Annotated in this window: 27 protein-coding genes and 1 pseudogene; 14 read left to right on the top strand and 14 right to left on the bottom strand. The window is 67.7% G+C overall.

All coding sequences use genetic code 11. From position 1 onward, the window contains the following. A pseudogene (locus EKL94_RS18560) lies at window positions 1–158 on the bottom strand (AAA family ATPase); the annotation flags it as partial. A gap of 68 nt (window positions 159–226) precedes the next feature. On the opposite strand from EKL94_RS18560, the gene metG reads away from it, so the two are divergent. From metG to rnfB, 3 genes are all read left to right on the top strand, one after another. Next, window positions 227–2308 carry a methionine--tRNA ligase gene (metG, locus tag EKL94_RS18555; protein WP_126930165.1) on the top strand — a complete coding sequence of 694 codons (2082 nt, stop codon included), beginning with the start codon at window positions 227–229 and terminating at the stop codon, window positions 2306–2308. A gap of 78 nt (window positions 2309–2386) precedes the next feature. Next, window positions 2387–2977 carry an HAD family hydrolase gene (locus EKL94_RS18550; RefSeq protein ID WP_010482899.1) on the top strand — a complete coding sequence of 197 codons (591 nt, stop codon included), beginning with the start codon at window positions 2387–2389 and terminating at the stop codon, window positions 2975–2977. Window positions 2978–3002: 25 nt separating this feature from the next. Beyond that, window positions 3003–3416: an Rnf electron transport complex subunit RnfB gene (gene rnfB, locus EKL94_RS18545; protein WP_126930164.1), complete on the top strand. Its 414-nt coding sequence runs from the start codon at window positions 3003–3005 to the stop codon at window positions 3414–3416. 51 nt (window positions 3417–3467) lie between these two features. On the opposite strand, the gene EKL94_RS18540 is transcribed toward rnfB, so the two are convergent. After that, window positions 3468–3815: a RidA family protein gene (locus EKL94_RS18540; RefSeq protein WP_005410556.1), complete on the bottom strand. Its 348-nt coding sequence runs from the start codon at window positions 3813–3815 to the stop codon at window positions 3468–3470. A 192-nt stretch (window positions 3816–4007) separates the two neighbouring features. Here EKL94_RS18540 and mprF point away from each other — a divergent pair, with 192 nt between their 5' ends. Then, on the top strand, window positions 4008–6572 hold the full coding sequence (gene mprF / locus EKL94_RS18535) for a bifunctional lysylphosphatidylglycerol flippase/synthetase MprF (protein ID WP_126930163.1): 2565 nt from the start codon (window positions 4008–4010) through the stop codon (window positions 6570–6572). A 218-nt stretch (window positions 6573–6790) separates the two neighbouring features. Here mprF and EKL94_RS18530 read toward each other — a convergent pair whose 3' ends face one another. The 4 genes from EKL94_RS18530 to EKL94_RS18515 all read right to left on the bottom strand — a co-directional run bounded on the left by EKL94_RS18530 (window position 6791) and on the right by EKL94_RS18515 (window position 9656). Continuing rightward, entirely contained in the window at window positions 6791–8137 is a 1347-nt protein-coding gene (locus EKL94_RS18530; RefSeq protein WP_312023664.1) for a virulence factor family protein, read from the bottom strand. Between the two features lie 78 nt (window positions 8138–8215). Next, complete coding sequence (locus tag EKL94_RS18525; RefSeq protein WP_126930162.1) at window positions 8216–8833, bottom strand: DUF998 domain-containing protein; 618 nt, start codon at window positions 8831–8833, stop codon at window positions 8216–8218. After that, window positions 8830–9003, bottom strand: coding sequence for an oxidoreductase-like domain-containing protein (locus EKL94_RS18520; protein ID WP_049398321.1), 174 nt, complete (start codon window positions 9001–9003; stop codon window positions 8830–8832). Before EKL94_RS18520 ends, EKL94_RS18525 begins: the two co-directional genes overlap by 4 nt. Window positions 9004–9053: 50 nt before the next feature. Then, a complete protein-coding gene (locus tag EKL94_RS18515; protein ID WP_126930160.1) occupies window positions 9054–9656 on the bottom strand; it encodes an HD domain-containing protein in 603 nt (200 codons plus the stop codon). Window positions 9657–9884: 228 nt separating this feature from the next. Here EKL94_RS18515 and EKL94_RS18510 point away from each other — a divergent pair, with 228 nt between their 5' ends. Next, on the top strand, window positions 9885–11039 hold the full coding sequence (locus EKL94_RS18510) for a transglutaminase-like domain-containing protein (RefSeq protein WP_126930159.1): 1155 nt from the start codon (window positions 9885–9887) through the stop codon (window positions 11037–11039). A gap of 6 nt (window positions 11040–11045) precedes the next feature. Here the strand turns inward: EKL94_RS18510 and EKL94_RS18505 are convergent, their stop codons facing one another. Beyond that, the gene (locus EKL94_RS18505) at window positions 11046–11381 is read right to left on the bottom strand and encodes a zinc ribbon domain-containing protein YjdM (protein WP_010482882.1); all 336 of its coding nucleotides are present in this window, start codon (window positions 11379–11381) and stop codon (window positions 11046–11048) included. Between the two features lie 181 nt (window positions 11382–11562). Between EKL94_RS18505 and EKL94_RS18500 the strand changes: the two genes are divergently transcribed. From EKL94_RS18500 to EKL94_RS18490, 3 genes are all read left to right on the top strand, one after another. Further along, window positions 11563–12924 carry an Hsp70 family protein gene (locus EKL94_RS18500; protein WP_126930158.1) on the top strand — a complete coding sequence of 454 codons (1362 nt, stop codon included), beginning with the start codon at window positions 11563–11565 and terminating at the stop codon, window positions 12922–12924. 229 nt (window positions 12925–13153) lie between these two features. After that, on the top strand, window positions 13154–13447 hold the full coding sequence (locus EKL94_RS18495; protein ID WP_053462562.1) for a YkgJ family cysteine cluster protein: 294 nt from the start codon (window positions 13154–13156) through the stop codon (window positions 13445–13447). A gap of 11 nt (window positions 13448–13458) precedes the next feature. Next, window positions 13459–13641, top strand: a complete 183-nt coding sequence (locus EKL94_RS18490) for a hypothetical protein (RefSeq protein WP_005410566.1) — start codon at window positions 13459–13461, stop codon at window positions 13639–13641. A gap of 49 nt (window positions 13642–13690) precedes the next feature. On the opposite strand, the gene EKL94_RS18485 is transcribed toward EKL94_RS18490, so the two are convergent. The 3 genes from EKL94_RS18485 to EKL94_RS18475 are packed head-to-tail and all read right to left on the bottom strand — an operon-like array spanning window position 13691 to window position 15686. Continuing rightward, a complete protein-coding gene (locus tag EKL94_RS18485; RefSeq protein ID WP_126930157.1) occupies window positions 13691–14572 on the bottom strand; it encodes a DUF4097 family beta strand repeat-containing protein in 882 nt (293 codons plus the stop codon). Between the two features lie 11 nt (window positions 14573–14583). After that, window positions 14584–15111, bottom strand: coding sequence for an anti-sigma factor (locus EKL94_RS18480; protein ID WP_126930156.1), 528 nt, complete (start codon window positions 15109–15111; stop codon window positions 14584–14586). Beyond that, window positions 15108–15686 (bottom strand): RNA polymerase sigma factor, encoded by a 579-nt coding sequence (locus EKL94_RS18475; protein ID WP_019337006.1) that lies wholly within the window; start codon window positions 15684–15686, stop codon window positions 15108–15110. The genes EKL94_RS18480 and EKL94_RS18475 overlap by 4 nt, the downstream gene beginning before the upstream one ends. A gap of 126 nt (window positions 15687–15812) precedes the next feature. Between EKL94_RS18475 and EKL94_RS18470 the strand changes: the two genes are divergently transcribed. Together EKL94_RS18470 and EKL94_RS18465 are read left to right on the top strand one after the other, a co-directional pair. Further along, window positions 15813–15992 carry a hypothetical protein gene (locus tag EKL94_RS18470; protein ID WP_043402757.1) on the top strand — a complete coding sequence of 60 codons (180 nt, stop codon included), beginning with the start codon at window positions 15813–15815 and terminating at the stop codon, window positions 15990–15992. Between the two features lie 35 nt (window positions 15993–16027). Beyond that, window positions 16028–16621 carry a mechanosensitive ion channel family protein gene (locus EKL94_RS18465; protein WP_080291803.1) on the top strand — a complete coding sequence of 198 codons (594 nt, stop codon included), beginning with the start codon at window positions 16028–16030 and terminating at the stop codon, window positions 16619–16621. A 654-nt stretch (window positions 16622–17275) separates the two neighbouring features. On the opposite strand, the gene EKL94_RS18455 is transcribed toward EKL94_RS18465, so the two are convergent. Then, complete coding sequence (locus EKL94_RS18455; RefSeq protein WP_032129365.1) at window positions 17276–17542, bottom strand: DksA/TraR family C4-type zinc finger protein; 267 nt, start codon at window positions 17540–17542, stop codon at window positions 17276–17278. A 170-nt stretch (window positions 17543–17712) separates the two neighbouring features. Then, complete coding sequence (locus tag EKL94_RS18450) at window positions 17713–18270, bottom strand: DUF2058 domain-containing protein (RefSeq protein ID WP_126930155.1); 558 nt, start codon at window positions 18268–18270, stop codon at window positions 17713–17715. A 62-nt stretch (window positions 18271–18332) separates the two neighbouring features. On the opposite strand from EKL94_RS18450, the gene EKL94_RS18445 reads away from it, so the two are divergent. The 3 genes from EKL94_RS18445 (at window position 18333) to EKL94_RS18435 (ending at window position 21306) form a co-directional block, all read left to right on the top strand. Continuing rightward, the gene (locus EKL94_RS18445; protein ID WP_010482861.1) at window positions 18333–18833 is read left to right on the top strand and encodes a M48 metallopeptidase family protein; all 501 of its coding nucleotides are present in this window, start codon (window positions 18333–18335) and stop codon (window positions 18831–18833) included. Between the two features lie 47 nt (window positions 18834–18880). Then, window positions 18881–19579 (top strand): RNA pseudouridine synthase, encoded by a 699-nt coding sequence (locus EKL94_RS18440; RefSeq protein ID WP_010482859.1) that lies wholly within the window; start codon window positions 18881–18883, stop codon window positions 19577–19579. A 137-nt stretch (window positions 19580–19716) separates the two neighbouring features. Further along, complete coding sequence (locus EKL94_RS18435; protein ID WP_126930154.1) at window positions 19717–21306, top strand: phospholipase D family protein; 1590 nt, start codon at window positions 19717–19719, stop codon at window positions 21304–21306. 3 nt (window positions 21307–21309) lie between these two features. On the opposite strand, the gene EKL94_RS18430 is transcribed toward EKL94_RS18435, so the two are convergent. Then, a complete protein-coding gene (locus EKL94_RS18430) occupies window positions 21310–22386 on the bottom strand; it encodes an HDOD domain-containing protein (protein ID WP_126930153.1) in 1077 nt (358 codons plus the stop codon). Between the two features lie 278 nt (window positions 22387–22664). Here EKL94_RS18430 and EKL94_RS18425 point away from each other — a divergent pair, with 278 nt between their 5' ends. Next, window positions 22665–23762 (top strand): Glu/Leu/Phe/Val dehydrogenase dimerization domain-containing protein, encoded by a 1098-nt coding sequence (locus tag EKL94_RS18425; RefSeq protein ID WP_010482852.1) that lies wholly within the window; start codon window positions 22665–22667, stop codon window positions 23760–23762. Window positions 23763–23806: 44 nt separating this feature from the next. Here EKL94_RS18425 and EKL94_RS18420 read toward each other — a convergent pair whose 3' ends face one another. Next, window positions 23807–26404 carry a S8 family serine peptidase gene (locus EKL94_RS18420; protein ID WP_260473462.1) on the bottom strand — a complete coding sequence of 866 codons (2598 nt, stop codon included), beginning with the start codon at window positions 26402–26404 and terminating at the stop codon, window positions 23807–23809. Window positions 26405–26566: the final 162 nt, after the last annotated feature.

The raw sequence follows: 26566 nt of genomic DNA, 5'->3' as shown, positions 1-26566 counted from the left end.
TCCGGGGCCAGCGCGATGCGGTGGCGCAGCGCCGGGCGTGCGATGTCGCGCACATCATCCGGAGTGACGAAATCACGACCGGCCAGCACCGCCTGCGCGCGCGAAGCACGCACCAGCCCAATACTGCCCCGGGGACCGGCCCCACCCCCGTGACCCGGCCCCGGCCGGGTCACCTCGTTGCGGGCATGCGATACTCTGCGGTTCCCCTCGGCTTCACCCCGCGACCATGACCCGTACCGCGCTCGTCACCACCGCCCTGCCCTACGCCAACGGCCCGCTGCACCTGGGCCACCTGGTCGGCTACATCCAGGCCGACATCTGGGTGCGTGCGCGGCGAATGAGCGGCGGCAAGGCCTGGTTCGTCTGCGCCGACGACACCCACGGCACGCCGATCATGCTGGCCGCGGAGAAGGCCGGGGTCACCCCGGAAACCTTCATCGCCAACATCCAGGCCAGTCACGAACGTGACTTCGCCGCCTTCGGCGTGGCCTTCGACCACTACGACTCGACCAATTCGGCGGCCAACAAGGCGCTGACCGAGCAGTTCTACCTGAAGCTGGAAGCGGCCGGCCACATCAGCCGCCGCTCGGTGGCGCAGTTCTATGACCCGGCCAAGGGCATGTTCCTGCCCGACCGCTACGTCAAGGGCATCTGCCCGAACTGCGGCAGCCCCGACCAGTACGGCGACAACTGCGAAGTCTGTGGCGCCACCTATGCACCGACCGACCTGAAGGATCCGCGTTCGGTCATCTCCGGTGCCACGCCGGAAATGCGCGATTCGGAGCATTTCTTCTTCGAGGTGGGCCACTTCGATGCGTTCCTGCGCGAATGGCTGGCCGGCGATGTCGCCCTGCCGGGCGTGAAGGCCAAGCTGGGGGAATGGCTCAATGCCGAAGGTGGCCTGCGCGCGTGGGACATCTCGCGCGATGCGCCGTACTTCGGTTTCCAGATTCCTGGCCAGCCGGGCAAGTACTTCTACGTCTGGCTGGATGCGCCGATCGGCTACCTGTCCAGCTTCCAGACCCTGTGCGGCAAGATCGGCGAGGACTTCGAGGCGCACCTGCGCGCCGGCACCGCCACCGAGCTGCACCACTTCATCGGCAAGGACATCGTCAACTTCCACGGCCTGTTCTGGCCGGCGGTGCTGCACGGTACCGGCCACCGCGCGCCGACCCGCCTGCACGTCAACGGCTACCTGACCGTGGACGGCGCCAAGATGAGCAAGTCACGCGGCACCTTCGTGATGGCGCGTACCTTCCTCGATGCCGGCCTGGAACCGGAAGCGCTGCGCTACTACTACGCCGCCAAGTCCGGCGGTGGCGTCGACGATCTCGACCTGAACCTGGGTGACTTCATCGCCCGCGTCAACGCCGACCTGGTCGGCAAGTTCGTCAACCTGGCCAGCCGCTGCGCCGGCTTCATCAGCAAGCGTTTCGACGGCCAGCTGGCCGCGCAGCTGCCTGATGCGGCGCAGTACCAGCGCTTCGTCGACGGCCTGGCGCCGATCCGTGAAGCCTACGAGCGCAACGACCCGGCCGCGGCGATCCGCCTGACCATGACCCTGGCCGACGAAGCCAACCGCTACATCGACGACGTCAAGCCGTGGGTCATCGCCAAGCAGGAAGGCGCCGACGCGCAGCTGCAGGCCGTGTGCAGCCAGGGCCTGAACCTGTTCCGCGTGCTGGTCACCGCCCTGAAGCCGGTGCTGCCGGCCACCGCCGCGCAGGCCGAGGCCTTCCTGGCCGCGCCGGTCAACGACTGGACCGAGCTGGCGCAACCGCTGCTCGGCCACCGCATCACCGACTACACCCCGCTGTTCACCCGTATCGACCCGAAGAAGATTGACGCCATGATCGACGCCTCCAAGGACACCCTGCAGCCGGCCGCAGCCGCCGCCCCCGCCGCCAGGACCGACGCCGCCAAGCCGGCCGCACCGGCACCGGCCAAGGAAGAAGCCAAGAGCGCCGACGCCCCGGCCTACATCGGCATCGACGATTTCGCCAAGCTCGACCTGCGCATCGGCAAGGTGCTGGTCTGTGAGTTCGTGGAAGGCTCGGACAAGCTGCTGCGCTTCGAACTGGACGCCGGCGAGCTGGGCAAGCGCCAGATCTTCTCCGGCATCCGCGGCAGCTACGGCGAGCCGGAAGCGCTGGTTGGCCGCAGCGTGGTGTTCATCGCCAACCTGGCGCCGCGCAAGATGCGCTTCGGCCTGAGCGAAGGCATGATCCTGTCGGCCGGTTTCGACGGCGGCGCACTGGCGCTGCTGGACGCCGACAGTGGCGCACAGCCGGGCATGCCGGTCCGCTGATGCCTGCAGCGGGCGTGGCCCTGGCCGCGCCCGCCGACAGCACCGGTCACCGGAGGCAACGCGATGGGAGGCAACGGAATGGAACTGGCGCTGTTCGACTTCGACCACACCGTGACCACCTGCGATACCTACGGCCGTTTCCTGCGCCGCGTGGCCACCGCCGAACAGCTGGCACAGGCGTGGTGGAAGATTGGCCCATGGCTGGCCGCGTACAAGCTGAAGCTGATCTCGGCCGAGCGCATCCGCGCGCGCGTCACCCGTTTGACCTTCAGCGACCGCCACAGCGATGACATCGCCACGCTGGCCGCCGGCTTCTCGCGTGAGTTCCTGCCCGACGTGGTGCGCCCGGAAATGCTCGAGCAGATCCGTTGGCACAAGGAACAGCAGCACACTGTGGTGATCGTGTCCGGCTCGCTGGACCTGTACCTGCGGCCATGGTGCGAACAGCTGGGCCTGCAGTTGATCTGCAACCGGCTGGAAAGCCAGGACGGCCGCCTCACAGGTCGTTATGCCGGTGGCGACTGTGGCCCGCGCAAGGTCGAGCACATCCGCCGTCAGTTCGATCTGTCGCGCTACGTGCGCATCCATGCCTACGGTGACAGTTCCGAAGACAAGCCGATGCTGGCGCTGGCCCACGAGCGCTGGTTCCGTGGCAAACCCCTGAAATGACCCAAACGCGCAGCCTTCGCCACGCATGAGCCTGATCCCGCCCCTGACCGAACGCCTCGACCGCCTGCTGCCGCAGACCCAATGCGGGCAATGCGGCTACGACGGCTGCCGCCCGTACGCGCAGGCCATGGCGCGCGGCGAGGCAGGCGTGGACCACTGCCCGCCGGGCGGAGATGCCGGTGCGCGCGCGCTGGCGCAGGTGCTGGGCGTACCGGCCATTCCGTTCGATCGCTCGCGCGGCGAGCACAAGTCGGCTCAGGTGGCATTGATCGTGGAAGCCGACTGCATCGGCTGTACCAAATGCATCCAGGCCTGCCCGGTGGATGCCATCGTCGGCGGTGCCAAGTACATGCACACGGTGATCGCCGATCTGTGCACCGGCTGCGAGCTGTGCATTCCGCCGTGCCCGGTGGACTGCATCGAGCTGGTGCCGCTGTAACGGGGTCAGATCCCTTTTCCGGAGCGAAAGGGATCTGACCCCATTCAATCGTTACGGCACCGCCGCCGTCACCACGATCTCGACCTTCCAGTCGGCGTGGGCCAGCTTGGCCTCGACCGTGGCACGCGCCGGGGTCGCACCTTCAACCACCCACTCGTCCCAGGCTTTGTTCATGCCGTCGAAGTCGGCCATGTCGGCCAGGAACACTTCGGCGCGCAGCACGTGCTGGCGGTCACTGGCGACCAGCGCCAGCAGCTTGTCGATCTCCGCCAGCACCTGCCGGGTCTGGCCGGTGATGTCCTGGCTGGTGTCTTCCGGAATCTGGCCGGAGAGGTAGGCGACCTTGTTGTATACGGTCATTTCGGACATGCGCGGTCCGACGTCGTAACGCTCCATCATGGGCGTGGCTCCTGCGGTTGATCAGGCCTGCATTGTCCTCCAATCCGGTCGACGGTGGGTGCACGGGCACCCTCCACGACACCTCACTACCGGGCTCCGACGGTCCCACTGGTCAAATGACGATGACAGGCGCACGATGCGCCACGCCCGCGTTGACACCGCCCTCGCCCCTCCTGCCGCACCCTTGCGCCGATGACCGCCCCCGTCGATTCCACCACTGCCCCTTCCACGCCAACCTGGAAGCGGGTTGCCACCATCGTCATCCCGCTGCTGATCCTCGCCCTGGCCCTGCACGGCCTGGCCAATGAGTTCGACGAGCACGGCTATCGCGCCATCCGCCAGGCATTCCGGCAGCTCAGTGGCACGCAGATCGCACTCACCGTGGTACTCGGCCTGGCCAGCTACGCCTGCCTGATCGGCTTCGATGCCATCGGCCTGCGGCGCAGCGGCATCCGCGTGCACCCCGCGCGCGTCGGCATCACCGCGTTCCTTGCGCATACGCTGGGCCAGACCGTGGGCTTTGCCGCGTTGACCGGCGGCGCGGTGCGCCTGCGTGGCTACCGCAGCGCCGGCCTGGACCTGGCGCAGATCGGCCAGGTGGTGCTGATGAGCACGCTCGGTTTCGTATTCGGTGCATGGTTGTTGATCAGCGTGGCGCTCTGCATGGAACCGGCGGCAGCGGCCTTGGCCTTGCCGTTGAATCCCGATGCAGTGCGCGTGGTCGGCATCGTCGCCCTGCTCGCCTATCTCGGCACCGTGCTGCTGGTCGGCCGCGAAGGACGTCAGTTCAGTGTGTTCGGCCATGCCTTGTGGCTGCCCGACCGCCGCACCATGATCGGTGTCACCGTACTCAGCGTCATCGAGCTGGTGCTGGCCAGTGCGGCGTTCTACGTGCTGCTGCCGGACTCCACGCCCACCGGCCTGCCGGGCTTCGTCGGCCTCTACCTGGTGGCAGTGCTGGCTGGCCTGGTCTCCACCGTGCCCGCTGGCCTGGGTGTGTTCGAGTGGAGCCTGCTGAAGCTGTTGCCGCAGGTGGCACCGGCAGCGGTGCTGGCGGCGGCGCTGATCTACCGCGTCACCTACTACGTGCTGCCGCTGGTGCTGGCCACCCTGCTCGCCCTTGCGCCCGCCCTGCGTCAGCCGCTGCAGGCCAGCGCCGGAGCAACCCGTGCCGGCTGGAAGGCGCTGCGCCCGTGGCTGCCGCAGATCATCGCGCTGGCGGTGTTCAGCATCGGCGCCGCGCTGGTCATCGACGGCACGCTGCCGACGCCACGCCGTCACCTGGTGAACGCCTCGCTGCCGATCCTGGAAACCTCGCACCTGATCGGCAGCCTCAGTGGCGTCGCCCTGCTGCTGATCGGCCAGGGCTTGGCCCGGCGCAGCCACGCCGCGTGGATGCTGGCGATGGCCGTGTGCGTGATCACACCACTGCCGCTGTGGCTGCGTGGTGGCCAACTGTTGATCGCGGTCTCGGCAGTGCTGGTGGCGATGGCACTGTGGGCTGCACGTCGTGAGTTCTACCGCCAGGGTGCGCTGCTGGACGAAGCCTGGTCGTGGCCGTGGCTGCGCAACCTCGGCCTGGTGCTGGTCGCGGTCACCTGGCTGCTGTTCTTCACCTACAGCCATGTCGAATACCAGAACGAACTGTGGTGGCAGTTCGCGGTGTCCGGCAACGCACCACGCGCGCTGCGTGCGTTGCTGGTGGTGGCAATCGCGCTGGTGATGTTCGGCCTGGCGCGGCTGCTGCACAGTACGCGCAGCCCGCTGCCAGCCGCCGACGAGGCCACGCTGCAATCACTGGCGCCGGTACTGGCCGGTGCCACCGATACCCAGGCCTGCCTGGTACTGACCGCCGACAAGGCGGTGCTGCGCGATGATGCGAAACAGGGCTTCGTGATGATGCAGCGCTACGGCGGTTCGCTGATCGCGATGGGCGACCCGGTCGGCCCGCCTGACGTGGCGCGCGCGCTGATCTGGCGCTTCCGCGAGGAAGCCGACCGGCTCGGCCTGCGCCCGGTGTTCTACCAGGTGGGCGAGACCTACTGGCAGACCTACCTCGACCTGGGCCTGGGCCTGGTCAAGCTGGGCGAGGAAGCGATGGTGCCACTGCATGATTTCGGGCTGGAAGGCCGCGAACGCGCCGATCTGCGCCAGGCCTGGAACCGGGGCAAGCGCGGCGGCCTGTCCTTCCGCGTGGCACCGGTGGAGGAAGTTCCCAGCCTGCTGCCGCGCCTGCACGCAATTTCCAATGCATGGCTGGAAGACAAGGCCGGCGATGAGAAGGGCTTCTCGCTGGGCAGCTACGACCCGGATTACCTGGTGCGCTTCCCGGTGGCGCTGGTCGAGGCCGAAGGCCAGATCGTGGCGTTCGCCAACCTGTGGCAGGCACCGGCCGGCGCCGAGCTGTCGGTCGACCTGATGCGCCACGTCAACGAAGCACCGAAGGGCACGATGGACTTCCTCTTCATCGAACTGTTCCTGTGGGGCCGCGCGCAGGGCTATGCGCGTTTCTCGCTGGGCATGGCACCGTTGTCCGGGCTGGCGCAGCATCGGCTGGCCGGCCGCTGGAACCGCCTGGCCGGCCTGCTGGCGCGGCATGGCGAACGCTTCTACGGGTTCAGTGGCCTGCGCCGCTTCAAGTCGAAGTTCGATCCGCAGTGGCGGCCGCGCTATCTCGCAGCGCCCGGCGGCATGCATCTGCCGGCCGCGCTGCTGGATGCCACGCGCCTGATTTCACTGGATCCGCGGCGGAATTGAAGCCACGATCCGTCGAGCATGGCTCGACGCTACCCGCTGCACGGTAGGTGTCGACCTTGGTCGACACGCCAGCGCCGACCAAGGTCGGCGTCTACATTGCCTGGTAGGTGTCGACCTTGGTCGACACGCCAGCGCCGACCAAGGTCGGCGTCTACATTGCCTGGTAGGTGTCGACCTTGGTCGACACGTCGGCGACAGCGGTCGGGCATGGCTTGACGCTACATCCCGCCCTTGAGGATCACCTCGGCCAAGCGATCATAGTCACCCCCGAAATGGTGATCGCCCGGCAGCTTCACCTTCCTCACGCCGTCATTGGCCGGCAGGTCCGGGCACAGCGCGTCCTCATCCTTGTCGCCGTACACGCACAGCGTTTTTTCCGCCGGCAGCCTGGCCACTTCCGGTGCGATCGGCAGGCCGTCGCCGCCACCGCCCAGCCAGTTGCTGACATGGAATTCGAAGTCGGCCTTCCTGCCCACCGACAGCAGCACGATGCGCTCCAGCGCCTCACGGGTGCCGGCATCGAGCTGGTTGATCGTGGCCGGCAGCACGTCGGCACCCTGCGAGAAACCGATCAGCATCACCTTGTCGCGGTGCCACTGCTGGCGGTAGTGGTCGATGATCTTCTGCAGGTCGCCGGCAAAGCCTTTGGGCGTGCGCTCGCTCCAGAAGTAGCGCAGCGAATCGATGCCGATGACCGCCACGCCATGCTCGTTGAGTGACGACGCCACGTTCTTGTCCAGGCCAGCCCAGCCACCGTCGCCGGAGACGAACACCGCCAGCGTATCGCCGTTGCCGGTCGCCGGCATTTCCACCACCGGCAGGCCCTTCAGTGCAGCAGGCGGTGGTGCCAGGCTGACGCCGGCCTGCGCCCCGATCACCCGTGCCGCAGCCACCAGGCCCGGTGACGCATCGCCGCGCGCAGTGCGCTTGAACTCGCGAGCCATGGCGACCTGCTGCACGAACTGGTTGGCCTGGCCCACCTTGCAGCCGTGATCACCTGCCGCACTCAACCACGGAAAATTCAGTTCGGCCGGCTGCAGCCTGTTGTGCTTCACACCATCGCCGCAGACCATGCGCTGGTGGTTGTGGTCCGGGCAGAAGCCAGTAGTCAGTACACCGGCGAACACCTGGGTATCGGCCTGCGCTGCCAGCGAATAGGCCATCTCGGCACCTTCGCCATCACCGCCGACCAGCGGCAGGTGGTAGCCGGGCAGATGCAACGAGGCCTGCAGCCAACGTGAGAAATTCTCGACGTCACCGGAACCGAACGAACAGGTCGGGTCCCCCTCGCGCTTGAGCACACCGCGCAGGTGCGCAATGTCCACTGCCGCGACCAGCGCGCCATCGGCACGCAGGGCCTCGATCGGCAGGCGGCTGGTGTCACCGCCGGCCGTGGGCTCGTGGAACCAGATCACCACCCGTTGCGGCGTGCCGGCCGGCATGTGCACGGGAATCTGCTCGAACCGCCCATGGCTGAACTGCTGAGGGGTCACCGCTGCCGTCGCCGGCAGCGCGGCCAGCGCCAGTACCACACCCATTGCCCTGCCCAGCCCTGCACGCTTCATATCGCATCCCCGATGGAATGCGCACACGATACGCCGCCGCCGTGTGCACGGCACGTACCGGCGCAGGCCGTTGGGGATTCAGTGTGCTGCGGCCCGACGGCTGCGCCGGTACAGGGCCATCGCCAGATACAGCAGCCAGCCAACGATCACCGCGATCACCACCTTCTGTCCCAGCCCACGCGGTGGTCCACCACGCCACAGCACATGCAGCCACAGCAGCACGAAGGCCAGCCATGCCCAGCCCCAGAGCAGGACCGCGGCGGACTGCCAACCCGGTTCGCGGCGCAGGTACCAGGCCTGCAGCAGCATGCCGACGCTGGCACACAGGAACGCCGTGTTGGCTGCCAGTCCATGGATGAACGGTGCCAGCAGCGGTGTCGCTTCAGGCAGCCAGCTGTCGCCGATCGCCACCGTCGCCAGGCCCAGCGCGGAAACCGTGAACAACAGCGGTGCGGCCGCACTGCGCCGCGGGCCGATGCTGCCGCGATACAGCGCAATGCCAAGCGCCGCAATGGCCAGCGCCAGCAGGCAGTAGGCAGCGCGCAATGCCAGCCCCCACGGCCCGTGCAGGTACAGGCTCAAGGTCGCCCGCACCCAGTCCAGATCACTGCGCGCGACCTGGGTCCACAGCGCGGTGGCCACGAACAGCAGCAGCGCCACCAGTGCCAGCACCGCCGCCGGACGCGCACGGCTCATGGTGCGGCCTCTGGATGCCGCGTCTTCCACTCGGCCAGCGCCTTGCGGTAGCGCTGCAGCTCATCGGAATACAGGTCCAGCACGCACAGCGGGCAACCACTGCCGCAGCATTCGTTGGGACCGGGCTCTTCCGGTGGCAGCGGGCGGGGATCGGGATCAGGGACGGACACGGTCGGAAACGACAATCATTGGAAACAGGCCACCAGTGTACCGGGCTGGCTCAACCACCCAGTTGGCGGCGCAGGTTGTCACGGGCAGCCGCGTCCAGGCGCTGGTGGAAGAACTCGCTGAGGAATATCCGCGGCGCGCGCAGCAGGCCCTGCAGGAACCGTCGGCGACCGGCACGGTACAGGAAGCCCGGCACCACGCCCTTGTACTCTTCGGCCACGCCACGGTCATAGGCGGCGAACACCGGCTCCGGTGCGGCCATGATCGCCATGTCGCAGTCCAGGAACAGCGCCGCCTCGGCATCCACATCCTCCGGACCAAGCGCGCCATGGCGGGCGGTCAGCAGGATCAACTGTTCGACGCGTGCGGCATCCACCGCGGCCAGCTCTGGCGCCTGTGCGATCGCCTGCAGGGCCAGCTGCGCCGAACGCGCCTCGTTGTCCTTGCGCCCCGCCTGGTAGATCGCGTCGTGATAGAGCACGGCCAGATAGATCTCGGCCGGCTGCTTCCAGCCGGGGCCGTCGGCGACCTCCTGGCAGTGCTGCAGCACCGCGCGCACATGGCCGAAGTGGTGGTAGGCCCGTGGCGGCGTTGCATAGCTGTCCTGCAGCGCCTGCCACTGCGCCGGGGCAAGCGTCAGCGGTGAGAAGTCCATGCCCGGATCATCCCGCCTGCGCCGGCGCCGGGCAAGCTGGCGGTTTTTTCACCACGCACTCACAACGCTTGCCGGGCGGGGCCCGGAGCCAGTTGTCCACAGCTTTGTCGAGCGCTGGTCCACATCGGTTGTGGATGAACGCGGCGCCGACCAACGGTCGCTGCAGCCGGACATCCATGGGAATACACTCGCCACAGGCGGGAGCGCCCGCCGCTGCCGGGAACCGTCATGTACCGTTCTGCCGCCCATTGCCTCACTCTTTCGCTGCTGGCCTTCTGTGCTCCTGCCTTCGGCGCAGGCCAGGCACCGCCGCCCGATGTGGTGACGACCCCGACCATCACCGTGTCGGCCGCACGCGTGCCGCCCCCGGAAGAAGTGTTCGCCATTCCCACGGACCTGCGTGCGATGCTCCAGAAGCAGGTGATCCGGCGCAGCTTTTCCCGCGACCAGCGGCTGCAGGCGCTTGTGGAGATGATCTTCGACCAGCACGGGCTGGACCTGCAGTACGACGCCAATGCGACCTACACCGTCAGCGATATCTGGCAGCACCGCCGCGCCAACTGCCTGGCCTTCACCCTGCTGTTCGTGACGCTTGCGCGGGAGGCTGGCATCCAGGCCCGCGTGCAGGAAGTGGGGCGGGTGGTGTCCTGGTACCAGGACCAGGACGCGGGCGTGGTCTACAGCGTTGGCCACGTCAACGCCGGTGTCGACGTCGGCGGGCGTTTCGGTACCGTCGATCTGGATCGCAATGTGCTCTATGACCGCCGCGGGCCGGTTCCCGTCAGCCGTGCGCGGGCATTGGCGCATTTCTACAACAACCGGGGTGCGGAGCGCCTCGCCGACGGCGACTTCGGCGGCGCCCGTGCATTCTTCGACGCGTCCCTGGCTCAGGACAGCAGGTTCGCTCCGGTGTGGAACAACCTCGGCGTGCTCGACCACCGCGAAGGCAACAACGAGGCGGCGCGGCAGGCGCTGGATCGATCGCTGCAGCTGGACGGCCGCCAGGATGCCGCCCTGACCAATGCCTCCACACTGTTTCGCAGCCTGGGCTTGACCGCGAAGGCGCTGTCACTTGAGCGCCGGTTGAAGTCGGTGCAGCGCGAAGACCCGTTCGCGCAGTACATGCTCGGCGCCGAGGCCGAACGCGCCGGCCAGCTGGACCAGGCGATCCGCTATTACCGGCAGGCCGTACGCCTGTATGACACCGCGCATCAGTTCCACTTCGGGCTGGCACGGGTCTATTTCCTGGCCGGCCAGCTCAAGCGCGCCGATCGCGAACTGCTGCGTGCGCAGGAACTGGGGGGCGCGCCGGAGCAGGCGCGCTACCAGGCCAAGCTGGACAGCCTGGCCCGCTGGCGCGCGCAGCAGCAGGCCAAGCGCTGAAGGCGATCAGGCCTTCTTGAGGAAGCAGGTCTTCAGGACCAGGCCCTTGATCTTGTCCGAGTTGCCTTCGATGTGCTCGGCATCGTCCTCGACCAGGCGGATGTTGCGGATCACGGTGCCCTGCTTGAGCGGGATCGAGGAGCCCTTGACCTTCAGGTCCTTGATCACGGTGACGGTGTCGCCGGCCTGCAGGGTATTGCCGTTGCTGTCACGCACGACCAGGGTGGAACCGGCGCTTTCCTCGGCGGTCCATTCGAAACCGCAGTCGGCGCAGATCCACAGCGCACCATCGGCGTAGGTGTTTTCCAGGGTGCACTGCGGGCAGGCGGGGGCAGAAGACATCAGCAAGTACCTCAAAGTGAATCAACAGCCGCCATTGTAACCGGCTGGCTTCCCTGTCCCTTTTCCGGGCGGGTTCCGGGCTGCCCACTGGACCCGAACCAGAACAGCACGCCCCTGGAACTTGCAGTCGGCGACGAACTACAGCAGAGTGCGCGGCCCCTGATCGCCCCCGGAACTCCCCATGCGCCTCGGCATCGACTTCGGTACCAGCAACTCCGCCGCCGCCATCGTGCATGAGGGGAAACTGCTGCCGATCCGCTTCGGTGACGCCGAACAGTTCCGCACCAGCGTGTACTTCCCCGGCGTGGTGCCCGACCCGGACGACTTCCAGCTCGATGACGGCCAGGAACACCAGCTGCAGCAGATGATCGACAGCGCTGCGCGCGCAGCCCGTGCCGCCGGCCAGGAACGCTCGCCGCAGGCGCTGCGCCGCGAAGCCCTGCGCGCACTGCGCCGGGAATGGATGGAAGCCCGCGCCGGCAAGGAACGCAGCGCCAGCGACCTGCTGCAGAACGCGGTCTACGGCGACGATGCACTGGAAGCCTACTTCGAGGAACACGAGGGCAACCTGGTGCAGAGCCCGAAGTCGATGCTCGGCTACAACCTGCACCCGCGCGCGAAGCAGACCATCACCGGCATCGCCGCACACATCCTCGAGCACATCCGCCTGACCGCCAGCGCCCAGCTCGGCCAGCCGCTGCGTGCCGCCCTGCTCGGGCGCCCTGTGCAGTTCCGCAGCTCGATCGGCGCGGCCGGCAACGACCAGGCGCTGGACATCCTGCGCGAAGCCGCCACCCAGGCCGGTTTCGACCAGATCGACTTCCTTGAGGAACCGGCCGCGGCGGCCATGCATTACCACGCCGAAAGCCGCGAGCGGCACCAGGCGGTAATCGTCGACATCGGTGGCGGTACCACCGACATCGCGCATGCCGAAGTCGGCGGCGACGACGCCCCGCGTATCCACCGCGCGTGGGGTATCGCCCGCGGCGGTACCGACATCGACCTGGCGCTGAGCCTGTCCAGCTACATGCCGCTGTTCGGCCGCGGCATCACCCGCGTGCCCGCCCACCACTATGTGGAAGCAGCCACCGTGCAGGACATGACGCGCCAGCGCGACTTCCGCCAGCACAAATACGATCACGTCGACGACCCGTGGGGCACGCGCCTGCAGGCCCTGCAGGACACCGGCAATACCGCCCGCCTGTACCGCGATGTCGAACGCGCCAAGATCGCCCTCAGCGCCGCCAGCGAGCACCGCAGCACGCTGGACTACATCGCCCGCGACCTGCATGCCGACAGCAGCGCCGATGGCCTGGCCGCCGCCGCCCATGGCTACCTGGAGCAGATCCGGGAACTGCTTGCCCAGGTCCGCAGCGACATCGGGGGCGACCCGGATGCGGTGTTCCTGACCGGCGGCATGTCCCGTGCCGGCTACCTGCGCCAGGCCGTGGCCGAGGCCTTCCCGGGGGCCCGCATGGTCCACGGCGAGCCCTCGCTGGGCGTCGTCCAGGGCCTGGCGTTGGCGGCAGCCAGCCAGGATTAACAAAACGTTACGCGGTCTAAGTTACTCTTGGTCGGCTAGAACCCCGCTGCACCTTCCACCGGCCACGCCGGTGTGTGTCCACGGTGCAGCCTGGCCCGCCCAGCGGGCCTAGCGGCCATGCCTTCCTGGCTCGTTCATGGTCCGCGCAGCACCTGAGCCGCCATCGAGACCCGCTTTGGGCACCCGCCAGGCCCCTGTGGCCTTACAACCTGACGCAGCACCTGCACCCATCGACTGCCGCCGTTGTGACGCGGTCTGTTGCCGGCTACCCGTGCTGCTGCAGCCCGGCGACCACGTGCCTGGCCAGTTCCTGTCACGCGACACCCACGGCCGTGCCGTGATGGCGCGCAACGAGGAAGGCTGGTGCGCGGCGATCGATCCCTATCACCTGCGCTGCACGATCTATTCGCAGCGCCCGGCGATCTGCCGCCAGTTTTCGATGGGCGGCGATGACTGCCGCCGCGAGCGGCAGGACTACCTGCGCCAGGCTGACGCCTGGGCGCTTTCCTCCCCTTCCACCTGACAGGAGCAACCATGCCCCGCAAGGCAAAGACCCCCGCGAAGGCCAGCAACAGCATCCGCAGCGAACGCAAGGGCGCGGCCGCCAGCACCGTGGTCAGCAGCGATTCGATCGCTTCGGACCTGGCAGCGTTCCGCAAGGCCGGTGGCAAGATCGAAGTCCTCGGCACCACCTGGGCGCTGAAGAAAGCCAGCTGACCCAGTACTGACCGCGGCGGCGCTGCCGCCGCGGCCTGCCGGACCGCGCTCAGCGATCCAGGCGTACCCGCACGCTGCCCGAGTGCGACTCGATGCGGATATCACCGTCGCCTCCACCAAGCCGCGTATCCAGGTGGCTGCCCGGCCCATAGCGCGGCTTCTCGACGTCACCTGCATCGCTGTTGATGGAACCGCTGAAGCTGTTCACCGACAGCTGCGCCGATACCGTACGCGGCAACCGCAGATTGACCGAAGCACTCACCGATTCGACATTGATGCGGCCGCCCGGCGCCAGTCCGCTCGCCGCCAGATCGATTCCGCCGGAGACCGTCTCCACCGCGAGGCGCTGGATCCGCCCGGCATCGACATCGACCCGGCCCGACACCGTCTGAGCGCCGACATCACCTGACACGCCACCGCCGGCTTCGATGCGGCCGCTGACCGTGTTCACGTCCAGCAGCGGCGTCTGCAGCCGCGCAGTGACGTCGCCGCTCACCGTGTTGAGCCTGCTGTCACCGCTGCGGCCGGAAGCGACGAGGTTGCCGCTGACAGAGTCGGCCTGTAGACGGCGCACATCGATACCGCTGATGTCCTGGTTGGCACTGATGGTGCTCAACCGCAGTTCGACCGCACGCGGCACGTTCAGCACCAGCGTGGCGCCACCATTGTTGTTGCGGTTCGGATACTCGACCTGCCAGCGCACACGGTTGGCGCTCTTTTCCTGACGCAACTGCAGCCCATCACTGAGCGTGCCGGTCAGTTGCACGTCGTTGCGGTCCCAGCCACGCACGGTCACTTTGCCAGCCACGTTGCTCAGCTCAATGCGACCACCGGAGGCCACATTGTGGCGCTCATCGACCTGGGTATCAGCGAGGGCGACGGTCGGCACCAGCATCAGGGCCGCACAGCAGGAAATAAGGGGTCGGATCATGGGGGGCTCCTTCAGGTCGTCAGGCCAGCAGCAGCGGCCTGTGCCGCCTGCCGGGTCAATTCCAGCCGCAGCACATAGGTGCGCTTGAGCTGGCCAAGCAGGTGCGGCGAGCGCGGATCCTGCGCCATCGCGGCACGGATCTGCGCCGCGCTTTCATCCAGTTCGTGCAGGGCCGGCTGCCATTCCGGCGCCCGTCCATCGGGCAGCGAAGCGACGGCCTGCTGATACTGCTCGGTCATCGCCGCGGCCTGAAGCTGCAGCGCTGAAGGTACCGGTACCTCTGGCTGCGCATGGCGCCACGGCGCCACGGCGTAGACCGCCAGGCTGGCCGCCAACGCCGTACCCACCGGCAACCACCAACGCCGACGCGAACGGATCGGCAGGGCCACCACGTTGTCGGCAGGTGCCGCCTGCGGTTCACGCGGCGGCAGCTGGGCCGACAGGCGTGCCCAGCCATCGGTGGGTACGTCGCGCTCGCTTGGCAGCGCGCGCAGCCGTGCCAGCAGATCGTGGTCGGAATCGTGGTCGTGTGTATTCATGTCATGTCTCCCAGCCGTGCGCGCAACAGGCCGCGCGCACGATGCAACTGTGCCTTGGAACTGCCGACGGCCATCTGCAGCTGTTCGGCGATTTCCTGGTGTTTCCAGCCTTCGATGTCGTGCAGTACCAGTACCGCACGTGCCCGTGGTGGCAGCGTCGACAGCGCCCGTTCGAGGTCGCGTTCGGTGCCGGCACAGCGGTCGTGTACCGCCAGTTCCTGCAACCCTCCGTCCACTTCGTCGAGACTGTCATGGTCCTGCCCGGCAGCACGCCCGCGCAGTTCCATCAGCGCGGCGTTGACGCCCAGGCGATGCAGCCAGGTCGACAGGCTGCTCTCGAAACGGAACCCCGGCAGCGCCTTCCACGCCTGCAGGAACGCTTCCTGCAGCGCATCCTCGGCGCGTGCCTGCTGGCCTCCACACAGCCGCCACAGCACAGCGAATACCCGGGGCGCGTGGCGCCGGTACAGCAGTTCATAGGCAGCGGTGTCGCCGGCGGCCGCCGCCCGCACCAGGGCGGGTTCATCGACGGCGTCGTTGGCGGCAGGCAGCGCGGGCATGGTGGTGTCGAGCATATCGCTTGGATGCGGTGACCCGGAAAAAGGTTTAGAGCCCATCCCCGATCAATGCCATGCAACCTTTTTGATGGCTGCTGCATCCATGGAAGGTCCTTCGCACAATTGCCGTCCAGGAGTCCTGCCATGTCCAGCCCATCCTGCGCCGCCCTGCTGGTGATCACCGCCTGCGTCCTGCTGCAGGCGCTGGGCCTGTCACTGCAGCTGCGCCCCGACAACGGCCGCGCCTGCCTGCAGCAGCACCGCCAGGAGCTGGTGTGCCTGGCCTGGACCCCGGCGGTCGAATCCCCCGCGCGCGCCGGGTAACATCGGGGGCCGTTCCCGCCACCTGTTTTCGCCCCATGATGTTGTCGCTGAAGGATCACCTGCCCGCCTGGACCCACCCGTGGTTGAACTACGCAGGCGTCGCCCTGCAGATCGTACTGGTGCTGCTGGTCGCGTGGCTTCTGCGCGTGCTCGCCCGTCGCCTGATCCGCCGCTTCGCCGAGCACTACACGCTGCCGCCCGAAATGGTGATGGGCGCGCGCCGGATCACCAGTTTCGTGGTCTATTTCAGTGCCCTGCTGTACATCCTCAGCCTGCTCGGCGCGAAGCCTTCAGTGCTGTGGACCGCCTTCACCGGCTTCGCCGCCGTGGGCGCGGTGGCCTTCTTCGCGGCGTGGAGCGTGCTGTCCAACATTTTCTGCACACTGCTGATCTTCACCACCCGCCCGTTCCGCCTGCACGACTACATCGAGGTGCTGGAGAACGGCGAGAAGCCGGGCCTGAAGGGCCGGGTAATCGACGTGAACCTGATCTACACCACGCTGCAGGAGACCGGCGACGGCCACGAGGGCACGGTGCTGCAGCTGCCGAACAACCTGTTCTTCCAGCGCACGGTGCGGCGCTGGCGCGACCCGGCACAGGCCCCCGGCGGCATCCAGGGCGACGGCTGAGGGTGGTTTTCGGCAGGGCTGCGCCCTGCACCCGCTACGAGCTGGAGCAACAGCACCAGCAACAGCAACAGCCGAAGCAACGGCAAAAGCTGGCTTCCTGCGGGATGGCGGGATGGGTCCGGTGGCGGGAGACGCCGTAAACCCGTCCATGGGGGCTTGGCCGCGGCATCCATGCCGCGGACACTCCCGCCACCGGACCCACCCCGCCTTCGACAGATTTCCGCGATCTGCCGGAACGACGCATTGCCCTGGTGGGTGTCGATCTTGGTCGACACGGTGGATCCACGCCATGCGTGGATGACTCATTCGATATCTGACAGATGTGTCGACCAAGGTCGACACCTACCAACAGCCGCTGTAGAGCCGAGCCATGCTCGGCTCAAATCGTTCCGATATCGAAATTTTCGATTTCGATGGAGATTCATCCACGCACGGTGGAATCTACCCGATCGCGGAAATCTGTCAGAGGCGGGGCGGTGTCGGATTGCGGGGTGTCAGCCGCATGGATGCGGCTGCCAAGCCTACAAGGACGTACTTGCGGCGTCCCCGCAATCCGACACCGCCCCGCCACCCCACGGAACGCCAGCTCTTGCCGTTGCTCAGGCTTGAAGGCTTCGGCAGGTGCAGGGCGCAGCCCTGCAATAAAACACCCCTTTACCTCAGCTGGCTGTCCTTGCTGCCACGCCGGTTGTAGCCGGCATGCGCCTGCGCTTCGTCGTCATGCGCCTGCTGGCACGCCACGCACAGACGTACACCAGGCACGGCCTGGCGCCGCGCCAACGGAATCGGCGCGTCGCATTCCTCACAGTGTTCCAGACCCGGGCCCTCGCGCAGCTGGCGCCGCGCGCGGGCAATCGCATCGTCGACGGTGGCGTCGATCTGGTCCTGGACCGCGCCGTCTCCCGCCCAACCGGTGGCCATGGCCATCCTCCGCAGGTGTGTCGCCTGATATGGGGACGATACACCCGCGCTCAAAGGAGCAGACCGGTGTTGAGCCGAGCCATGCCCGGCGGGCCTTCAGCAAGCTGATCAGAAGGCAGACGGACCCGATCAGGTCGATCGCGACTTAATCCCCTCCGTCCCCTTTTTGCTTACCAGACCAGGTCGTCGGGCACCTGGAACTGCGCGTAGTAGGCGTCGTCCTCGGCGTTGCCGGTGGAGATCTCGGCGGTCGAGCCCGGCTGGCCGTGGTCGACGATGATCGCTTCCGGGGCCCGTTCACGCACCTTCTCGGCGGCGGCACGCGGCAGCAGCGCGTAACCGTCGCCGTGGGCAACGATGACCAGTACGCCGACCGACAGCGCCTTGCGCAGCTTGGAGTCGATCAGCAGGGTGCGGATCGCCGCGCCATCGCTGAAGCGGTACTCGTCGTCGCCCTTGTGGGGCACGGCATGGGCGGTGATGATCTGCCGGGCCTGGGCCTTCTGTTCAGCCTGCTTGGCCTGGGCATTGCGCTCGGCGGCCAGCGCGCGGTCGCGCTCGACCTTCTCGGCGCGGGCCCGTTCAGCCTCGCGCTGGACCTCGGCCGAGGTCGATTCGGCCTTGCCCTGGCGGGCCTTGGCCTGCGCGCTCGCGGCAGCGCTGGCCTGCGACTTCTTGGCCAGGCCGGCCTTGAGCAATTGTTCCTGCAGCGCGTTGGGCTTTGCCATGGTCGATGCGTACCGCGTGTAATCTTGGATGCCCCATTCTACCGACGCCCCGCCGCCCCTGCATGGCAGTCCTGAAGTACCTCACCGGTTATCCCGAACCCCTGGTCGCCCAGGTCAGCGACCTGCTGGCGCAGGGCAAGCTCGGCCCCTGGCTGCAGCAGCGCTACCCCGACCCGCACGAAGTGCGCAGCGACCGCCAGCTGTACGACTACACCCAGGACCTGAAGGACCGCTACCTGCGCAAGTCGGTGCCGCTCAACAAGGTCTGCTACGACAACACGCTGGAAGTGATCAAGCACGCGCTGGGCACCCATACCGCCATCTCCCGCGTCCACGGTGGCCGCCTCAAGGCCAGCCGCGAGATCCGCATCGCCACCGTGTTCCGCCAGGCACCGGCAGCGTTCCTGCGCATGATCGTGGTGCATGAGCTGGCCCACCTGAAGGAAGCCGACCACAACAAGGCCTTCTACCAGCTGTGCCAGCACATGGAACCGGATTACCTGCAGCTGGAGTTCGATACCCGCCTGTACCTGACCGAGCTGGCCAACCGCGGCCAGCGCTGACCGGCCGCAGCAGCTACACTGCGCGCCCCCTGCCTGACCTTTCCGCCATGGAACCGATCCGTCTCGACAAACGCCTGTCCGCCCTGCTCGGCATCCCGCGCGGCGAAGCGCGACGCTACATCGAAGGCGGCTGGGTCACGGTCAACGGCGACGTGGTGGAACAGCCGCAGCGTCCGGTCGATGACAGCGCGGTGATCGTCGTGGCCGAACAGGCCAGCGATGAAAAGGCCGAGCGCGTCAGCATGCTGTTGCACAAGCCGGCCGGCGTTGCCGCTGAGACCCTGTGTGCGCTGGTCAGCAGTGACAGCCGCAGCGAACTTGATGCCAGCGACATCCGTCCGCTGCAGCGCCATTTCCACGGCCTGCAGCTGGCCGCCTCGCTTCCGGCCAGCGACAGCGGCCTGGTGGTGGTCAGCCAGGATCCGGCCACGCTGGCCCATCTGCAGCGCAATCTGGGCCGCACCGAACAGGAATACCTGATCGAAGTAGCCGAAGGCGGTCCGGAGCGCGGCCCGTGGCTGATGGCCCGGCTGCAGCAGGAATCGGGCGGCGCCAAGGTCAGCTGGCAGAGCGAGCAGCGCCTGCGCTTCGCGGGCAAGGGCCTGACGGCCAAGGGCCTGCGCGTGGCGGTCACCGCTGCCGGCCTGCAGGTGACGGCCGTACGTCGGCTGCGTATTGGCCGCGTGGCACTGGGACCGCTGCCTGCGGGACAGTGGCGTTACCTGGGCAGCGACGAGCGGTTCTGACCGCGAAGTCCCTGTCATCCACGCATGGCGTGACGTTGCCTGTAGACGCCATCCACGCATGGCGTGAGGTTGCCTGAAGAAGCCATCCACGCATGGCGTAGATCGACGGCGATAGGTCTGTTGGCTTTCATCCACGCATGGCGTGGCTCTACCATCGGGGCATGAGCCTGCCCAAGCCCCTGTGGCGACGCCTGCTGCGCGTCGCTGCACTCATCCTCGCCGCGCTGTTGCTTCTGGTCCTGTCCGGGCTGCTGCTGGCCGACCATCTCACGCCACAGGCGCAGGGCGCCCCCTCGCATGTGCTGCCACTGCAACCGGCGCAGACCCGCATCGACCAGGAAATCGTGCCACTGCAGGACGCACACCCCGGGCAATCCGGCGTGGCGTTCCTCAGTGATGGCATGGATGCCTTCGCCGCACGCGCGATGATCACCACGCACGCAGGCCGCAGCCTGGACCTGCAGTACTACATCTGGCACGACGACCTGATCGGCCACCTGATGGCCAAGGCGCTGTACGACGCCGCCGAGCGCGGCGTGCGCGTGCGCATCCTGCTTGACGACATGAACGCCAAGGACAAGGACGCGTTGATGATGGCACTCGATGCGCATCCGAACATCGAGATCCGCCTGTACAACCCGTTCCGCAACCGCAGCGGCATCGCGCGCACGCTGGAACTGGTGCAGCGTGCTTTCAGCGTGAACCACCGCATGCACAACAAGAGCTGGATCGCGGACGGCCGCATCGCGGTCGTCGGTGGCCGCAACATCGGCGAGGAATATTTCAGCGCGCGCGACGATGTGAACTTCCAGGACCTGGATCTGGTGGTGGCCGGCCCCGCCGTGCAGCAGGCCAACCAGATCTTCGACGACTACTGGAACAGCAGCACGGCGATCCCGATTTCCGCACTGGCCTCATATACCGATGCGCAGTTGCAGCAGCTCGTGCGGCAGTCGGACCTGGATGCCATGCATGCCAAGGCACAGCCCTACCTGCAGCGCGTGGCCGAATCGCGCGCACTGCAGCGGCCCAGCCCGGAACCGCTGCACTGGAGCGCCAACGTGCGCATCGCTTCCGATCCGCCGATGAAGCACCGCGATGACGACCGCCGCGGCTGGCTGGTCAGCAGTCTCAGCGACGAGTTGCGCGGCACGCAGCGCAGTGCGCTGCTGATCTCGCCCTACTTCGTGCCCGGCAACGATGGGGTCGAGGCGCTGTCGTCGCTGGCCGCGCGCGGCGCGCAGGTGGGCGTGGTCACCAATTCACTGGCCGCCAACGACGTGGCGGCGGTACACGGCGGCTACATGGGCTACCGGGTGCCGCTGCTGAAGGCCGGCGTGCAGCTGTACGAACTGAAGGCACACGGCCTGCTGGATGCCAGCCTGTTCGGCAGCAGCGGGGCCAGCCTGCACACCAAGGCATTCGTGGTCGATGACCGTCGCGGTTTCGTCGGTTCATTCAACCTCGACCCGCGTTCGGCCTACCTCAATACCGAAATGGGCGTGCTGTTCGACGACCCGGTGCTGGGTGCGCAGCTGCGCGACGAGTACCTGCGCCTGGCCGGCCCGGAGCACAGCTGGTGGCTGGCGCTGGGGCGTGATGATGACCTGCGCTGGCTGGAGCGGCAGCCACCGCCGCACTGGGTGGAGGCCGAACCCGGGGCTAGCCTGGGCAAGCGCTGGACCGCGCGGGTGATCAGCTGGCTGCCGGTGGAATCGCAGCTGTAGCGCTCAGGGCGCCGGACCCGCCTCGTCTTGCCCGGCGTCATCCCGTGTTTCCACGCTTCGCCCATGTAGGCGCCGCCAGATCCAGCGCAGGGCATGCGGCGGCGCCGAAGGCAACTGTTCGAGCAGGGCCAGCATGCGGCTCTGGCTGGCATGCCCATGCCGGCACAGCAGGCTGGCCGCTGCGGCCGCGCTGGCCAGGCGCAGGCTGTCGGCCAGCGGGCCATCCGCCTCGGGCGCCAGCGCCTGGTGCACCGGCTCGGGCAGCTCCCAGGCCGCAGCCACGCGTTGCGCCAACGGCAGCGACCACCGCTGCAGCAGCTGCAGCGCCAGCACCGGCTCCACCGCTTCATTGCGTGCCTGCGCTTCCTGCAGCAGCTGGCGCATCACCAGTGCGGCTCCCAGCCCCTGTACCAGGCCCAGCCACTGGGCGGCGAAGGCATCGCCGAAGGTGACCGTACGCGCATGGTCAGCGGCTGCGCGCGAGGCCAGCAGTGCGTGCTCCCAGATGATCGTGCTGAACTGCGGAAACACCTCGCACTGCACCTGCATCACCGGCTGCACCAGAACCGCACTGATGATCTGCCGCACGCCTTCGGTACCGACCAGCGTCACCGCCCGCTGCAGGCTTTCCACCGGCCGCTCGTGCACCTTGTAGGCCGGGCTGTTGGCGATGCGCAGCAGGTTGCCGGTCAGCACCGGGTCCTGGCCGATGATCGCCGCCATCACCCGCGCCGACGCTGCATCGTCGTTGACCGTCTGGATCAGCTGCGGCAGCAGCTGCGGGCGGCGCGGCAACTGACGGGCCGCCCAGTCCCGGTCCTGCAGCGCGCGCGCCACCGCCTCGCCCAGCCCCGCGGCCTGCACCGGCGTGGATTCACCGGCCAGGCGCGGGTACAGGGCCAGCGCATGCAGGCCGCGCTGCAGATGTGCAGCGATCTCGGCCGAGGGCAGAGCCTCGCCCTGCAGGCTGGCCGCAGCCGCCGCCACCGCCTGCCGCGACACCGCCGCCAACCGGGACGGCGCGGTCCCGGTCGAGCGCGCCAGCCAGCCACGCAGCGATCGCCACCAGGCCGGCGTCATCGCCGCCCGCCCTGTCGTTGTGGTGCCCTTGCCGTCACTGACCGCCCTGCCTCTTCACGCGAATCCGGCCACCCGCCGTCGTCGCAGCATCGGCCGCACTTTCATCTTCTTTAACCGGAAGGCCGCCGATGTCGACGGCACCGGCCGGGGGAATGGACTAGAATGGCGCCGCGCGACCCGTCCCCCTGCACCGACGACGTCGCTTTTTTTGTTTTGGGACCCTACCGTTCACTGGCCGTTCGCTGCAGTTAGCCGCTGATCGCGCCATCGGAGACGCCATGCTATTCGAAACCCTCGCCACCACCGGCCACGAACAGGTGGTGTTCTGCCACAACCACGACGCCGGCCTGAAGGCGATCATCGCCATCCACAACACCACCCTCGGCCCGGCCCTGGGCGGCGTGCGCATGCGCCCCTACGCCAGCACCGACGAGGCGCTGGCCGATGCGCTGCGGCTGAGCCGGACGATGACCTACAAGAATGCACTGGCCGGCCTCAACGTAGGTGGCGGCAAGGCGGTGATCATCGGCGACCCCAAAGTGGACAAGACCGAGGTGCTGTTCCGTGCCTTCGGCCGTTATGTCGATTCGCTGGGCGGGCGCTACATCACTGCCGAGGACGTCGGAACCGACGTCAACGACATGGAGAACATCTACCTGGAAAGCCAGTTCGTGACCGGCGTGCACCAGGTCCATGGTGGCTCCGGCGATCCCGCCCCGTTCACCGCCTACGGTGCGCTGCAGGCACTGATGGCATCGATGCGCTTCAAGTTCGGCCATGAGGAAGTGGGCAAGACCAGCATCGCCGTGCAGGGCCTGGGCCACATCGGCATGGAACTGGTGAAGCTGCTGCGCGACCGCGGCGCCAAGCTCTACGTCACCGACCTGGACAGCGCGCTGGTTGATCGCGCAGTCAGCGATTTCGGCGCCGAAGCGGTCAAGCCGGACGAGATCCATGAAGTGAACGCCGACGTGTTCGCGCCGTGCGCGCTGGAAGGCGCGATCAACGCCGACACCCTGCCGCGGATCAAGGCGAAGATCATCTGCGGCACCGCCAACAACCAGCTGTCGAGCCTGGAGATCGGCGACGAACTGCATGCGCGCGGCATCCTGTATGCGCCGGACTATGCGGTCAACGCCGGTGGCGTGATGAACGTGTCGCTGGAGATCGACGGTTACAACCGCGAACGCGCGATGCGCCTGATCCGCAGCATCTACCACAACCTCACCCGCATCTTCGAACTGTCGCAGCGCGAGAACATCGCGCCGCAGCGTGCGGCCGACCGCATCGCCGAGAGCCGCATCCTGTCGATCGGCAAGCTGAAGATGCCGCTGGGCCGCAGCACCCCGCGCCTGGGCAACCTGCGCGGCGGCTGAGGCTGCAGACGTCGCGCCGGGCATGACCCGGCGCGACCCGTCCTTCAGAAGCCGGTGCTGTAGCGCAAGGCGGCCTGCCGCGCACCTTCGCCGCCGACGCGCTGGTCGAAGCCCAGGCTCAGGCGACCATTGCGGCCCCACCACGATTCCAGCGCCACGCCAATCAGCGCACTGCCGCGCGGCGCGTTCCAGCCGGCCAGCGGCGCCCAGGCATCGACGCCGACGAAGCTGGCCTGCCAGTCCGCATCCGCACCATCAAGCCGTTGCTGCCATTCGGCATGTCCACGCAGCGTCCAACGCCCCCAGCCACGTTCGCCGCGGATACCGGCCAGCATCTGGCTGCGCTGTACGCGATTGGCATCACCCCGCAGGCCGAAACCGAAGCCGCCGAGTTCATTGAAGGCGTCGGTATCCACACGCGTGGTGCTGGCGCCGACGTAGGGCGTCAACGATGCGCCTGCACGCCCCAACCGGTACCCGCCCTCCACGCTGGCACTGCTGAAACGGCCGCCGTACCGCGCAGAGACGCCATAGGCGCCCGCACCGAGCAGCAGCTGACGATCCAGCGCGCGGGTGAACTGGCCGCTGCCCACCTGGGCCAACGCGTAGCCACGCCCCAGATTCCAGCCGGCGTACAGCTGCGCCTGCGCCTGGCGATCACGCCCACGATCGCCGCCGAAACTGCTGCCACCATTGCTGCGGGTCTCGCCAAACGCCACGCCCATCAGGCCGTTGCTGCCCAGCGGCAGATCCTGGCCGGCCATCCAGCCCCGGCTGTCGGCGGCGTTGCCGGCGAAGCTGCCCTGCCCCGCCTCACCCAGCGCGCTCTGCCAGCTCCCGCGCAGGCGCGGTGCGGCCTGTACACGATCGAAGCGCTCGGCAATCGCACGCCGCGACATGTCGATGCTGTCGAAGGTCGCCGCTTCGGCACGGGCATGCGCTTGACCGGACAGGCTCTGCAGGCTGGCGGCCAGGCCCTGCGGGCCACCGCCGGTCCACTGCAGGGCACCGGCCGCTGCACCAAAGGCAGATCCCTGCAGGCCTGCGTTTTTGTCCAGGGCTGCGAATGCACCTTCCAGGCGCTGTGCTGCCGCCTGGGCGGAAGCACCCAGGCCACTGGCCGCTGCGGTGACGCTGACCTGGGTCAGGTTCAACCAGGCGTTGTTGCTGTCATAGCCGTAGCTGCTCTGCAGCAGCGACAGCCCCTGCAGGCCACTGGAGGTAGCCGGCGTACTGAAGGTGCCGCTGAGTCCGCCTGCCGCATGGATCAGGTCCTGTCGGCTGCCGTTCTGTGGCACGTAGCCGGAAACGAAGCCATGCACGCGCACGCCACCGTCGATCGCGGCATTGCCGGTGACCTGCAGCGCATTGGCGCCCAGTGCGATCATCAACTGTGCGCCGGCCTGCTGGGTGTAGTTGCCCTCGATGGTGCCGGTGGTATTGCCGGTGGTGAGGAATACGCTGCTGCCGTTGACCACATTGCCGATCACGCGGGGCGTGCCGCCATTGAACTGCAGGCCGGTCGAATCCGGATCGGGCTGGCCGAGAATGGTCACGTTGGAACGGATCACGCCACCGTTCTGCAGCGACAGGATGCCGCGTTCGATGCGGGTGGCACCGGTGTAGCTGTTGTTGCCGGCCAGCACCAGGGTGCCCCCGCCCTGCTTGACCAGGCCGCCGCTGCCGACGATATCGTTGCGCCACGCCGAGCCGGTCGAGGCCAGATCCACGTTGGCGACCACATCACCCCAGTCGAAGCGACCCGGACCGTTGATCGCACGACCGATGTCGAGCAGGCCATAGCCGAACACCGGGTCCACGCCCGGCGCGCCGATGTCCTTGGCGGTGCCCAGCAGGGTCTGCCGCACCAGATCGTTGCTGAAGTACGGGAAGCGCTCCCAGACCAGCGCCGCCGCGCCGGAAATCAAGGGCGCCGCGAATGACGTGCCGTAGTTCCAGTAGTAGCTGCCACCGTTGGCATCGGGATAGACCGCGCTGCCTGGCGCTGCCAGGCAGTAGCGGGCCGCCTGGCCACAGGCATTGGCATAGCTGGCCAGCGTACCGGGCGCATACGGATCCACGGCGGTGGCCACCAGCCAACCGCGCTCCAGGTCGGCGGCCGGCAGCGTGCCGGCCACGCCCTGCTGGCTGGGCAGTGCGGCCAGGCTGCTCGGCTCGCTGCGGCCATCATTGCCCGCGGCGAACACCACCAGCCCGCCGTGGTTGATCACGAAGGGGCGATATTCGGCGGCCACCTGCGCGGTGGTCGGCAGGTCGGTCCAGTACAGGCCGCCCCACGAGTTGTTCATCACCTTCACGTTGTAGCTGATCAGGTCCTGATGGACCTGCGCCACGCCCAGCGGGCCGCTGAAGGAATTGCCCTTGCCGCTGCCGTCATCGACGGGCGGTTTGTCGGCAATGATCCGTGCCGACACGATCTGCGCCTTTGGCGCGATGCCACCCGGCCAGGAGCCCGTTGCCGCGCCGGCGGCGAGGCTGGCCACGGCGGTGCCGTGGCCGACCACATCGTCGACACCCAGATTGTTCCTGGCCGGATCAATGTAGTTGAGGTTGGCCAGCACCCGGCCATTCAACGCCACCGCATTACGCTGCACGCCCGAGTCGACGATGCCGATGCGCACGTTCTGACCGGTCAGGCCGGCAGCCTGTGCGGCGCGCGCATTGGTGACTGACAGATGCGCGTCGAAGGCCGGCTCCTGCGGTTTGACCGGGGGCGGCGTCGTCGGTGGCGGGGTAGTCGGTGGCGGCGGTGGTGGTGGGGTATCTTGCTCGTATTAACATCT

Source organism: Stenotrophomonas maltophilia (genome assembly GCF_003970865.1).
Taxonomy (GTDB): domain Bacteria; phylum Pseudomonadota; class Gammaproteobacteria; order Xanthomonadales; family Xanthomonadaceae; genus Stenotrophomonas; species Stenotrophomonas maltophilia_AR.
This window is presented reverse-complemented; position numbering and strand designations above follow the sequence as displayed.